10 protein-coding genes and 1 pseudogene are annotated in these 12,375 nt (G+C 63.9%); 3 read left to right on the forward strand and 8 right to left on the reverse strand.

The window, feature by feature from the left end; translation table 11 throughout:
- Positions 1 to 2: 2 nt before the first annotated feature.
- The 8 genes and pseudogenes from dhaK to lysS all read right to left on the reverse strand — a co-directional run bounded on the left by dhaK (position 3) and on the right by lysS (position 9,438).
- Positions 3 to 1,004: a dihydroxyacetone kinase subunit DhaK gene (gene dhaK / locus VLA65_RS12120; RefSeq protein WP_332602633.1), complete on the reverse strand. Its 1,002-nt coding sequence runs from the start codon at positions 1,002 to 1,004 to the stop codon at positions 3 to 5.
- A gap of 175 nt (positions 1,005 to 1,179) precedes the next feature.
- Positions 1,180 to 1,386 (reverse strand): hypothetical protein, encoded by a 207-nt coding sequence (locus tag VLA65_RS12125; protein ID WP_059388340.1) that lies wholly within the window; start codon positions 1,384 to 1,386, stop codon positions 1,180 to 1,182.
- Between the two features lie 121 nt (positions 1,387 to 1,507).
- The gene (locus VLA65_RS12130; protein ID WP_059388339.1) at positions 1,508 to 2,017 is read right to left on the reverse strand and encodes an amino-acid N-acetyltransferase; all 510 of its coding nucleotides are present in this window, start codon (positions 2,015 to 2,017) and stop codon (positions 1,508 to 1,510) included.
- Positions 2,018 to 2,045: 28 nt separating this feature from the next.
- Positions 2,046 to 4,148: a S9 family peptidase gene (locus VLA65_RS12135; RefSeq protein WP_332602634.1), complete on the reverse strand. Its 2,103-nt coding sequence runs from the start codon at positions 4,146 to 4,148 to the stop codon at positions 2,046 to 2,048.
- A 149-nt stretch (positions 4,149 to 4,297) separates the two neighbouring features.
- Positions 4,298 to 6,896, reverse strand: a pseudogene (locus VLA65_RS22010) (ATP-dependent Clp protease ATP-binding subunit).
- Between the two features lie 367 nt (positions 6,897 to 7,263).
- Positions 7,264 to 7,590 carry a histone-like nucleoid-structuring protein Lsr2 gene (locus VLA65_RS12150; protein WP_059390281.1) on the reverse strand — a complete coding sequence of 109 codons (327 nt, stop codon included), beginning with the start codon at positions 7,588 to 7,590 and terminating at the stop codon, positions 7,264 to 7,266.
- Positions 7,591 to 7,729: 139 nt separating this feature from the next.
- Positions 7,730 to 7,906 (reverse strand): hypothetical protein, encoded by a 177-nt coding sequence (locus tag VLA65_RS12155; RefSeq protein WP_172465751.1) that lies wholly within the window; start codon positions 7,904 to 7,906, stop codon positions 7,730 to 7,732.
- 2 nt (positions 7,907 to 7,908) lie between these two features.
- On the reverse strand, positions 7,909 to 9,438 hold the full coding sequence (lysS, locus tag VLA65_RS12160; RefSeq protein WP_284990899.1) for a lysine--tRNA ligase: 1,530 nt from the start codon (positions 9,436 to 9,438) through the stop codon (positions 7,909 to 7,911).
- Between the two features lie 77 nt (positions 9,439 to 9,515).
- Here lysS and VLA65_RS12165 point away from each other — a divergent pair, with 77 nt between their 5' ends.
- From VLA65_RS12165 to VLA65_RS12175, 3 genes are read left to right on the forward strand one after another with little or no spacing between them, the layout of a single operon-like run.
- Entirely contained in the window at positions 9,516 to 10,403 is an 888-nt protein-coding gene (locus VLA65_RS12165; RefSeq protein WP_284990900.1) for an alpha/beta fold hydrolase, read from the forward strand.
- A gap of 9 nt (positions 10,404 to 10,412) precedes the next feature.
- Positions 10,413 to 11,267, forward strand: coding sequence for an alpha/beta fold hydrolase (locus VLA65_RS12170; protein ID WP_332602635.1), 855 nt, complete (start codon positions 10,413 to 10,415; stop codon positions 11,265 to 11,267).
- Positions 11,268 to 11,298: 31 nt separating this feature from the next.
- Entirely contained in the window at positions 11,299 to 12,132 is an 834-nt protein-coding gene (locus VLA65_RS12175; protein WP_332602636.1) for an alpha/beta fold hydrolase, read from the forward strand.
- Positions 12,133 to 12,375: the final 243 nt, after the last annotated feature.

The following is a 12,375-nucleotide window of genomic DNA, read 5'->3' on the forward strand; positions in this document are numbered from 1 at the left end:
TGTCACATCCCCCAACGCAGGGCCGGAGTATGGACGGGTGCGTCCCAAAGGGCCGTGAGTTCGTCATCAAGACGCAGTACCGAGATGGAGCAGCCCTGCATCTCGAGCGACGTGACGTAGTTGCCCACGAGGGAGCGTTCCACTTTGGCTCCTCTTTCCGCGAGGATCTGGGCGGCCCGGCGGTAGACGATGTACAACTCGCTAAGGGGCGTACCGCCCATGCCGTTGACGAAGAGCAGCACTTCTTCACCGGCCCTGATCCCAAGGTCCTCCAGGACAGGGTCCAAGAGGCGGCTGGTGATGGCGTCGGCGCCCTCCATGGCGATCCGGTGCCTGCCGGGTTCACCGTGAATGCCTATGCCGATTTCGATTTCATCCTCGGCGAGCTCGAAGCTGGGTACCCCAGCATGCGGCACGGTGCAGCCGGACAGGGCGACGCCCATGGTGCGCACGTTGCGGACAACTCCCTCCGCCACGCCCGCGACGGCTTCCAGCGAATCCCCACGCTCGGCTGCTGCGCCGGCAATCTTTTCGACCAGCACGGTGCCGCCCACGCCGCGGCGGCCTGCCGTATACAGGGAATCCTCCACCGCGACGTCGTCGTTGACGAGAACCGAGCGGACGCTGATTCCTTCAGCCTGGGCCATCTCTGCCGCGGTCTCGAAGTTCAGCACGTCACCGGTGTAGTTCTTCACGATGTGAATGACGCCGGCCCCGGAATCGACGGCCGCCGTGGCCGGAATGATTTGGTCAGGCGTGGGCGAGGTGAAGACGGCGCCCGGCACAGCGGCGTCGAGCATTCCGTGCCCCACAAAGCCGGCATGAAGCGGCTCATGGCCGCTCCCTCCTCCCGACACAAGCGCCACCTTGCCGGCCACGGGCGCTCCTTTTCGAACGACGAAGATGGGGTCCGTATGGACATCCACGAGATCGGCATGGGCCATGCCGAAACCCTCGACAGACTCGTCCACCACCGAGCGGGGATCGTTGATGAGCTTTTTCATGGCGCGCTCCTGGGGCGTTGCTGGTAGGTGATTTGACCCTACTACCAGCGCCCCGGGCACGGTAGGGGAACGGTCCGTATGTGCGAACGTGCAACACAGAACCCAGCGACGGAAAGGCAAAAGGGACAACCCCCAATGGTTGTCCCTTCTGAAGAACCTTCCGGTATCCGCCTGCTTAGTGGGGCGGTCCGCCCACCGTCAGACGGCCGATGCTGAAGTCTTGGGCTGTTGCGTCCTTGGCCATCGAGTCGGGCCAAAGATCGGTGCACGCGGACCGCATGCAACCCCCGGTCCCCTGCTTGCGCGACTCCGGTGTGGAGCCGGGACGCGGCATGTCGATTTGGAAACCTGAAAAGTCCGGAAACATAACGTGGTACTTCATTTCTCGCCTCCACAGTATGGTTGGCCCGCCGCAACCGAGCCTCAACTAGTTTATCCATCAAGTTGATATACGTAAAGACTTTGGGGACCGGCACATTCAGGGACGGGGGAAGAACCCGGAGCTAAAGGACCTTGATCATGCGGGTGTTGCCCAGGGTATTGGGCTTCACGCGGGCCAGATCGAGGAACTCGGCCACGCCTTCGTCGTGGGAGCGCAGCAATTCCGAGTAGACCTGGGGGTCGACGGCGGTTTGGTCCGCCATGACTTCGAAGCCGTGGCGCTTGAAGAAGTCCACTTCGAACGTCAGGCAGAAGACCCGCGCAACGCCCAAGGCCCGGGCGTCCTCCAGGAGTTGCTGGACAAGGACGTGACCCACGCCCTTGCCCCGCCAATTGTCGTCCGCCGCCAAAGTGCGCACCTCTGCCAGGTCCTCCCACATGACGTGCAGCGCACCGCAACCGATCACCTCGCCGTCGGACGATTCGGCAATCCGGAACTCCTGGAGGCTCTCGTAGTAGGCAACGGTCTCCTTGGCCATCAGGATTCGCTGCTCTGCCAGTGGCGCTACAAGCCTCTTGATCGCGGCAACATCGCCGGTGCGGGCAGGACGGATACTGAAGGTGGAAGTCACAGCCCCAATCTTACGAGGCGAAAGGCGCCTAGAGCCCCAGGTCCCCAGGAACAGGAACCTCCTGTCCAAGTACCTGCCTGGCAAGGAAGTGCTCCACGACGCCGTACCAGACCTTGGCGTGCTGCGGCTGCAGGATCCAATGGTTCTCGTCAGGGAAATACAGGAAGCGGTGCTGGGTCTCGCCGTTCTCATCTGCGGGCAGTCCGGAACTGGAAAGAAGTTCGTACCAAAGCCTCAGGCCCTCGCCGATCGGCACCCGGTAGTCCTTGTCACCGTGGATCACCAGCATGGGCGTCTTGATTTTGGCGACATGGAGATGGGGCGAATTGTCCAGCGCCATCTCCGGGGTCATTTCCTTGAGCCAATACTGCGAAGCGTCCGTAGTGGGCCCGAACTGGTCCATGGCCCACAGACTGGCGTGCGTCACGATCGCCTTGAAACGGTCCGTGTGCCCGGCCACCCAGTTGGCCATGTAGCCGCCGAAGGAGCCGCCCATGGCGGCTGTCCGCGTCTGGTCAATGTCGGACCGCTGGACTACTGCCTCGGTGATGGACATGAGGTCCGTATACGGCGCCTTGCCCCATTCACCCCAGCCGCGCTGGATGAATTGCTGGCCATATCCGGTGGACAGTGCCGGATCCGGTAGCAACACGGCATATCCCTTCGACACGAGCAGCCATGGATTCCATCGCCAGGTCCAGGCGTTCCACGAGCCCAACGGCCCGCCGTGGATCCACAACAGCAGGGGCGCCGGGTTCGCCTCCGACGCGCCCTCCGGGAGCGCGAGGTAAGCCGGAACCCTCGAACCATCTGCCGCACTCGTTTCCACCCGTTCCAACGAACCTTTGATCCGGGGACGTTCAGCCGGTGCGGGAAGCCGCTCGACGTCACCCGAAGCGAGATCGATCCGGACGGCTTCAGCCGGGAATTCATACGAGCTGCGCAGCGCAAACGCGCTCAGCCCATCGGGGGAAACCACGACGTCGGTGTACGCTGCGGCGTCCTGCGTCACCCGGGTGACCGTACCGTCGGCGACGGCGATCCGGAAGACCGGCGTCGCGCCGTCGTCGTCGGCCGTGACGAGGAGCGAGCGCCCGTCCGGAAGCCAGGCCGCGGGGCTGCCCCAGCGGTCCCAAGAGGGCGCCAGCGGCTCAAGGTCAAGGGTTTCTCCAGCACCGACATTCAAGAGGTGGAGTTTGACCTGGGGCGCCTGCCGGGGAGTACTGTCGCTTTCACTGACTACCGAGAGCATCTTGCCGTCAGGGCTGACGGGGCCGGGGAAATAGCTCATTCCGTCATGGTCGAGGAGCACCTTGATCGAGCCGGAAGCGACGTCGACGGCGGCGAGCACAAAGCGTGTGTCAGCCTTCGCGAGCGGCTTGGCCATGCTCGTATAGATCGTCTTGCCGTCCGGACTGACCACTGCGTGCGTGTTGCGGAGGTTGCCGCCGACGTCGGGCGTGAGATTGCGCAGTTTCAGGGGTGCGGTAGCGTCAACGGTCGCCGGCTTGCCGGACCCGGCCGTATCTCCGTTTTCCACGGCAAACAGCCTGGGCTGGGCAGGCCCCAGATCCGCGTCCCAGTAGCGGACCGGGTAGCCGGTGTGCAAAATGGCCGCTACCTTGTTGTCCTTGCGGCTCTTGCGCCTCTCCTCGTCATTGTCCTCATCCGTGGAACCGGCGAGGACCGAGGCCGTGACGAAAGTTGCATCCGCGGCTGACGCGGCCATGACGCCGCCGACGCCGCCCGCGCGGGAATGGACCACCCGCGCCTCACCGCCGTCGGCGGGCAGGAGCCACAACGCGCTCACGGGGTCCGCTTCGGGGCTGTCCGGATCGGGCCGGGCTGAGGTGAAGTAGAGGTCGCCGTTGGCGGCGAACACCGCGCCGGTTTCTCCCTTGGCGCTGCGCGTGATGCGGCGGGCGTGCTTCTTTCCCGCAGGATCGAGCTCCCAGAGGGCAGTGACGTACTCAGTGCCCTTGGCGTTGAGGGTGGAAACCGTAGTGACCAGGCGGCTTCCGTCCGCGCTGAGAGCCAGGCCACCGACCCGGGGGATGGCCAGGTAGTGGTCGAGATCGTGGAAAGGAGTTTCGGGTTGTGTGCTCGGGGCCTCTGGGGCATTCGAATCCATGCTCTGATTCAACACGCAATATGCCGCAGATCACAGAAGGTTCACTGAGAGTGAAACACTTATTTCAGATATTGCGGGCCTGGGAACGCAAAAACCCCGCCCGCTCCTTTCGGGAGCGGACGGGGCCTTTGAGTCGGCGGAGCCGGAAACTAGGCGCTTGGAGCGATTTCCGGGATGCGCGGCTTGGCGTTGCCTGCGAAGGTGAACTTGGCCTCGTCGCCTTCGCCGTCGACGTCGACCACCACGATGTCGCCCGGGTGCAGTTCGCCGAAGAGGATCTTCTCGGAGAGCTGGTCCTCGATCTCGCGCTGGATGGTCCGGCGCAGCGGCCGGGCACCCATGGCGGGATCGTAGCCCCGGGTCGCCAGGAGGACCTTGGCGGCCGTGGTGAGCTCGATGCCCATGTCCTTGTCCTTGAGGCGGCCCTCGAGGCGCGTGACGAACAGGTCAACGATCTCGATGATCTCGTCCTGCGTGAGCTGCGGGAACACCACGACGTCGTCAACGCGGTTGAGGAACTCGGGACGGAAGTGCTGCTTGAGCTCCTCGGTGACCCGTGCCCGCATCCGGTTGTACCCGGTGGTGGTGTCCGTGCCGGACTGGAAGCCCGTTGCGACGCTCTTGGAGATATCGCGGGTGCCCAGGTTGGTGGTCATGATGATCACCGTGTTCTTGAAGTCCACCACGCGGCCCTGGGAGTCGGTCAGGCGGCCGTCTTCCAGGATCTGCAGCAGCGAGTTGAAGAGATCGGCGTGGGCCTTCTCCACTTCGTCGAACAGCACCACGGAGAACGGACGACGCCGGACCTTCTCGGTCAGCTGCCCGCCTTCTTCGTAGCCGACGTAGCCCGGAGGGGCACCGAAGAGACGCGAGACCGTGTGCTTCTCGGAGTACTCGGACATGTCCAGCGTGATGAGGGCGTCCTCTTCACCGAACAGGAATTCGGCCAGCGCCTTGGCGAGCTCGGTCTTGCCGACGCCGGTGGGGCCGGCGAAGATGAACGAGCCACCCGGACGCTTGGGGTCCTTCAGGCCGGCACGCGTGCGACGGATCGCCTGGGAGAGGGCACGGATTGCCTCGTCCTGGCCGACGACGCGCTTGTGCAGCTCCTCCTCCATCTTGAGCAGGCGGCTGGATTCTTCCTCGGTGAGTTTGAAGACCGGGATGCCGGTGGAGTTCGCGAGAACTTCGGCAATCAGCTCCTCGTCGACCTCGGAGATATCGTCCATGCCGCCGGACTTCCAGTTGCGCTCCTTCTCGGCACGCTCGGCAATGAGCTTCTGCTCCTTGTCGCGCAGCGAGGCAGCGCCTTCGAAGTCCTNAGATATCGTCCATGCCGCCGGACTTCCAGTTGCGCTCCTTCTCGGCACGCTCGGCAATGAGCTTCTGCTCCTTGTCGCGCAGCGAGGCAGCGCCTTCGAAGTCCTGCGCGTCGATGGCGGATTCCTTCTCCATCTTCACTTCGGCAATGCGCTCATCCATGGCCTTGAGCTCCGGCGGAGCCGTCATGCGGCGGATGCGAAGACGTGCACCGGCTTCATCGATCAGGTCGATCGCCTTGTCCGGCAGGAAGCGGTCCGAGATGTAGCGTTCGGCCAGCGTTGCCGCAGAGGCAAGTGCGCCGTCGGTGATGGTCACCCGGTGGTGCGCCTCGTAACGGTCACGCAGGCCCTTGAGGATTTCGATCGCATGCGCGACGGAAGGCTCCTTGACCTGGATCGGCTGGAACCGGCGCTCAAGGGCGGCGTCCTTCTCGATGTGCTTGCGGTACTCATCCAAGGTGGTGGCACCAATGGTCTGGAGTTCACCACGCGCCAGCATCGGCTTGAGGATGGACGCGGCATCGATCGCACCCTCGGCGGCACCGGCACCCACGAGCGTGTGGATCTCGTCGATGAAGAGGATGATGTCCCCGCGGGTCCGGATTTCCTTCAGGACCTTCTTCAGGCGCTCTTCGAAGTCACCGCGGTAACGGGAACCGGCCACGAGGGAGCCGAGGTCAAGCGTGTAGAGCTGCTTGTCCTTGATGGTCTCCGGGACGTCTCCGCGGACGATCGCCTGGGCAAGGCCTTCGACGACGGCCGTCTTGCCGACGCCGGGCTCGCCGATCAGCACGGGGTTGTTCTTGGTACGGCGGGAGAGGACCTGCATGACGCGTTCCATCTCCAGCTCGCGGCCGATCACAGGATCAAGCTTGTTCTCCCGCGCGGCCTGGGTGAGGTTGCGGCCGAACTGGTCCAGCACCACCGAACCAGCCGGGGTGCCTTCCTGCTGGCCTGGGCCTGAGCCAGGACCCGCAGTTTCCTTGCCCTGGTAGCCGGAGAGCAACTGGATGACCTGCTGGCGGACCCGGTTGAGGTCCGCGCCAAGCTTGACCAGGACCTGCGCGGCAACGCCTTCACCCTCGCGGATGAGGCCGAGCAGGATGTGCTCTGTACCGATGTAGTTGTGGCCGAGCTGAAGGGCTTCGCGGAGCGAGAGCTCAAGTACCTTCTTGGCGCGCGGGGTGAAGGGGATGTGCCCGGACGGGGCTTGCTGGCCCTGGCCGATGATCTCCTGTACCTGCTCGCGGACGCCATCGAGCGAAATGCTCAGGGACTCAAGCGCCTTGGCGGCAACGCCTTCACCCTCGTGGATAAGACCCAAGAGGATGTGCTCGGTACCGATGTAGTTGTGGTTGAGCATGCGTGCCTCTTCTTGGGCAAGCACAACAACGCGACGGGCACGGTCCGTAAATCTCTCAAACATTTCGCCACACTCCTAGCTACGACGTACTTTGATGCTACGTGGCAACGCTCGAATTTTGGGGCGTGTTCGCCACAGGGGAAACATGGCCGCACCCGGGAATAAGTTCGCTCAACCCGTCCGTGGGCCCCAGGACCGCGGCGGAGACCACATCCGGGGCTTCCCCAATCAGGCGCCGCTTCGGCCGGCACCCCCGCGCGCCGGCCGGCCGCCGTCGTTCTTCTCCGCGAAAGCGGTGACTGCCTACCGGATACGCCCAGTCGACTCCAAGGCTTCCCTGGAATAGTGGTGCACAACACCGTTATCCCGACGAGCCGGGCAGTTAAATGACAATACCCCGGCCGTAGGGCCGGGGTATTGATACTTGGTGTCAGGAATTGGCCTTCTGGTAGGCTTCCTGAATTTCGGCCTGAATGCGGCCACGGCTGTTTACGGTATAACCGTTCTCGCGCGCCCATTGACGGATCTGTGCCGAGTCCTGGTTTCTCCCTGCGGCAACGCGGCTACGCGTTGCACGGCCGGTCGATGTCTTGCGTGCCTTGGCTACAAATGGCCCCAGAGCGTCCCGCAGCTTCGCAGCGTTGGCACTGGACAGGTCCATTTCGTAACTGACTCCATCAAGGCCAAAGCGGACAGTTTCATCCGCAGAGCCCTCATCCAGGTCGTCAACGAGGATAATTTTGACTTTCTGTGCCATGAAAAGACTCTCTTTTGGAGGGGTCGGATATGCAGAATAGCTAGACTACTAATTAAAGATTATCGTCCAGCGCATGGCACCCCGTCAAAGGCTCCGTCAAAGGCACTATTAAATCTTCGGGAGCGGCCCCGAGAAAGAGCTATTTGGCAGGTGTTGAGCCGTCGCCCGCAGGCTTGGCAATTCCGAATCCGGCTTCTTCCTGGGCGCGGGCTTCCGCTTGGCGCTCTGATTTGTCCGCGTTGAAGATAGCCTTCATGGCAAACCAAAAGAGAAGTCCGACAACAACGGACGGTGCAAGAACGGCAATGTATTCCATGGTCAGTGCCCTTCGGGCTTGAGGAGTGGGAACAAGATGGTTTCCCGGATGCCTGCTCCGGTGAACAGCATGACCAAGCGGTCGATGCCTAGGCCGATGCCGCCCATGGGCGGAGCACCGTACTCGAGGGCGCGCAGGAAGTCTTCATCCAACTGCATTGCCTCGACGTCGCCGGCGGCCGAACGACGCGACTGCTCCGTGAGGCGTTCGCGCTGGATGACGGGGTCGATCAGCTCGGAGAAGGCCGTGCCGCGTTCCATGCCGCCAATGATGAGGTCCCAGGCCTCGATCAGGCGGCCGTCCTCCCGGTGCGGGCGGGCAAGGGGCTGCGCGGAGGGTGGGTAGTTGTAGACGAAGGTCGGGTTGAGCAGGGTCGGCTCGACGATCTCGCCAAACAGTTCCACGACAAGCTTCTCGGCGTCCCACTTCGGATCCACCTTGACCTCGTGCTTGGCGGCAATGGCCTGCAGTTCCGCCACCGTGGTGTCGGGGGTGATCTCTTCCCCGATCGCCTCGGAGAGCCCCGGGTAGACAGCAACCCAGGCCCATTCGCCGTCGAGGTCGATCTCTCCGGCGTCAGTCTGGATGGTGCGGGTGCCCACGACGTCGGCGACGTTCAGGATGATTTCCTTCATGCGTTCGGCCATGACGAACTGGTCCGCCCACGCCTCGTAGCATTCCAAGGTGGTGAATTCGGGGCTGTGCGTGGAGTCGACGCCTTCGTTGCGGAACACGCGGCCCATGTCGTAGACGCGATCGATTCCGCCCACCACGGCACGCTTGAGGAAGAGCTCTGTGGCGATGCGCAACGTCATCTTCTGGTCGAAGGCATTCATGTGCGTCTCGAACGGCCGGGCCGTGGCACCACCGTGGACGAGCTGCAGGATGGGGGTCTCCACCTCCACGTAGCCGCGGCGGTCCAAAGTGTCGCGAACCGAGCGGGTAATCGCCGCGCGGGTGTAGACCATTTCCCGGGCTTCGTCACGGACCATCAGGTCCACATAGCGCTGCCTGACACGGGTTTCCTCATTCAGCTCGGCGTGCAGCACCGGCAACGGGCGCAAGGCCTTGGAGGCCATGGACCAGGAATCAGCCATGACAGAGAGCTCGCCACGCCTGGAGGAAATGACTTCGCCCTTGATGAAAACGTGGTCTCCGAGGTCCACCAGCGCTTTCCAATCCGCGAGGGTTTCCTCGCCGACGTTCGCCAGGCTGAGCATCGCCTGCAGGCGCACGCCCTTCCCGTCCACACCGCCCTCCTGGAGGGTAGCGAAGCAGAGCTTGCCGGTGTTGCGCACGAACACCACGCGGCCGGTGATGCCCACGATGTCGCCGGTGGTTTCGTCAGCCTCGAGATGTGCGTACTTCTCGCGGATCTCGGCAAGGGAATGCGTCCGCTCAACACCCACCGGGTAGGCCTCGGTGCCGCGCTCAATCAGCTTGCTGCGCTTTTCCATGCGGATGCGCATCTGCTCGCTGGCGTCGGCAGGCTCGGCGGCGGTGTGCGGGGATGGGGTGTTTGCGGAAGTCACAATCCACAAGTTTACCGGGGATTCCTTGGAGTTCCCTATCTTCCCCTCCCGCCCCCGCGGCAACATAGACTCGGGCTGTGGAGACATGGACAGTTGAAACGGACGACGACGGCGGGCACCTCGAGGTGCACTCCTTCCGGCCGGCGGCTGAGGCGTCCATTCCGGGCGCGTCCGGCGCTACGGAGGAGCCCGGCGTCGTGCTCGTTCACGGCACCTTGGTGACCGACTCCCTCTACTGGCCATTCGCCCGGAACCTGAGCGTCCTGCTAGGCCGGCCGGTGCATTCCTACAATCGGCGCGGCCGCGGCCGATCGGCGCCGCAGCCGCCCGGCTACTCCGCCGCAACGGAGACCAGCGACTTGCTTTCCGTGATGGAAGCGAGCGGATCCACCGATGTTGTCGGGCACAGCTATGGCGGATTCGTCGCGCTCCAGGCCGCGCTGCGCGCCCCCATCTCCCGCCTCGTCACTTACGACGCCGCGGTTTCCCTCTCCGGCAACTTGAACGGGCGCTGGCGGCCGCAATTGGAAGAGGCCGTCACCGCTGGCCAGCTCGACAACGCATGGGCGCATTTGGTCCAGGGGCTTGGCACGGCCGGCCCGATTTCCTATTTGCCGCTCGGGGCACTGCGGGTGCTCAGCATCCTCTCCGCGAAGACGAGGTTGGGTTCCGAGATGAGGGAATTGCTGCCGACGGCGGTTTTGGAGATGCGGGCGATCATTGACGCCGACTCGCACATCCAAGACTATGCGGAGTTGAAGACGCCAACCCTGATGCTCAGCGGCGGGTGGAGCCCGGCGTACTTTGCCGAAACCGGCCGGCAGCTTGCGGCCGCCATTCCTCCGGTGGACTTTGCGGTAGTTCCATTGCAGTTCCACGAGGGTCCCCTCCGGCCGGGCAAACAGCTCGCTGTGAGAATTGCCCGCTACCTGGCGCGGGGGACGGCGAAGGCGCCGTCCCCCTAGGATGAAGCGGTGAGAGAACGTGAGGTCCCGACGCCCGACGGCGGCACGCTCGCCTTGTACAGTTACGGCTCGGTGGACGCGCCCGGAGAACGCCGCGTGGTGCTCATTGGGGGCGCATTCCTGACCGCGCTCATCTACCGGCCCTTTTCCATGGCGCTATCGAAGGGACTCGGCGAGGGCTGGGCAGTCGACGTCTACGATCGCAGGGGTCGCGGCAGCTCTTCGGAACTACCCGCGAACTACTCGATGGCCACGGAGATAGCGGACGTCCGCAGCATTTTGGACGCCACCGGCGCCAGGAACCTCCTCGGCCACAGCCTTGGCGGATCCGTGGCATTGAATGCCGTCCAGGAGTTTGCGGGAACAAGCTACGAGCCGGACAAACTGGCTGTGTATGACGCGGCCGTGAACATCGACGGGAGCGTGGACACGGGCTGGCTGGACGGCTTTGCCCAATCCGTGGACAGCGGGAATGTGGGGCGTGCCATTGCCAGGATGAAGCGGGGAATGCAGCCTGGCACCGCTTTGGCGCGAATCCCGGAGCCCATCCTGGCGGGACTCATGGCCCTTGTTTCCCGCACCAAGGTCAACAAGGTCCTCAGGGGACTCATGCCAACGGGCGTAGCCGAACTCAAGGCCGCCTACGACGAAGCCGCGCATCCCCGGGACTTCTCGGTGCTCCCCCGGAGCACGCGATTCATCGTGGGTAGCAAAAGCCCCGAATACTACAAGGTCACCGCAGAGCGGCTGTACGCAGCCGTCCCGGGAAGCACGCTGGTGGTATCGCCGAAAGGCTTCCACGGATCCATTCCTGCCGCGGTCAAGGAACTCGTGACGGACATTTCCAGCTATTTCAAGGACTGACGGAACCCCGCGGCTCCGTTAGGCTCGAAGCATGACGCGCGAGAACATCACAACGGCCGACGGCGGAACCCTCGAGCTCTTCACGACGGGCGGTGAGCTTGCCAACGGCGGCTCAGGCGTCGTCGTCGTGCCCGCCTCCATGGTGACCGCCGCAGACTATTCCAAGTTCGCCCAGAAACTCAGCGCCGCCTTGCGCCGCCCGGTCCACACCTTCAACCGCCGGGGCCGTGGTGAATCATCGCCCCAGCCCGAGGACTACACCCTCGACGTCGACATCCGGGATCTTTCCGAAGTCATGAAGCACACGGCCAGCACCGACGTCTTCGGCCACAGCTTCGGAGGCGCCGTAGCCCTGCACGCGGCGCGTACGCTGCCGGTGGAACGCCTGGCGGTCTACGACCCCGCTGTCTCCGTCAACCACAGCGTGAAGGCGGACTGGACGGGCGAATACGAACGCGCGACGGCGGCTGGAGACTTCGACCGCGGGCTTGCTGTGCTCGTGAAGGGCGTCGAAACAGAGGGTGCCTTCGCGCGGATGCCGCTGTCCATGCTGACGCTCGTCACGAAGCTGACCTCAGGCACCTCCATGGGCAAACAAATGCGGGAGCTCATGCAGGCCGGCGTGCGTGAGATCAAGGCAGTCATCGCCGCGGACATGCCCGCAGAGCCTTTCCTTGAGCTGCCGCTGGAGACGCTCATTGTGGTCGGGGAAAAGAGCCCCGCCTACTTCGGTGTGGCGTGTGGCCAGATCCACGACGTCCTGTCCGGATCGAGCTACACCATCCTGCCCGGCCACGGCCATGATGGTGTGATCCGCGCACCGGACAAGCTCATCGCCGAGCTCTCCGACTTCTTCTCGGGGTAGACGCTCGCTCACATATAGGGGGTTTTGAGCGGACGCCCGCTCACATCTGCCGGGTTCCGGCGGGACGCCCGCTCACATCTGCCGGGTTCCGGCGGGACGCCCGCTCACTTATGGCGGCTCCCGGCAGGACGCCGGCTCACATATAGCGGGTCCCGGGGGGACGCCGGCTCACATATAGCGGGTCCCGGGGGGACGCCGGCTCACATATAGCGGGTCCCGGGGGGACGCCGGCTCACATATAGC

The organism is Arthrobacter sp. S2(2024), assembly GCF_036662515.1.
Lineage (GTDB): Bacteria > Actinomycetota > Actinomycetes > Actinomycetales > Micrococcaceae > Arthrobacter.

Bases quoted from the DNA above. Each gene is read 5' to 3' on its own strand.
- dhaK (WP_332602633.1), bottom strand. From the start codon at position 1,004: ATGAAAAAGCTCATCAACGATCCCCGCTCGGTGGTGGACGAGTCTGTC.
- VLA65_RS12125 (WP_059388340.1), bottom strand. From the start codon at position 1,386: ATGAAGTACCACGTTATGTTTCCGGACTTTTCAGGTTTCCAAATCGAC.
- VLA65_RS12135 (WP_332602634.1), bottom strand. From the start codon at position 4,148: ATGGATTCGAATGCCCCAGAGGCCCCGAGCACACAACCCGAAACTCCT.
- VLA65_RS12150 (WP_059390281.1), bottom strand. From the start codon at position 7,590: ATGGCACAGAAAGTCAAAATTATCCTCGTTGACGACCTGGATGAGGGC.
- VLA65_RS12155 (WP_172465751.1), bottom strand. From the start codon at position 7,906: ATGGAATACATTGCCGTTCTTGCACCGTCCGTTGTTGTCGGACTTCTC.
- VLA65_RS12175 (WP_332602636.1), top strand. From the start codon at position 11,299: ATGACGCGCGAGAACATCACAACGGCCGACGGCGGAACCCTCGAGCTC.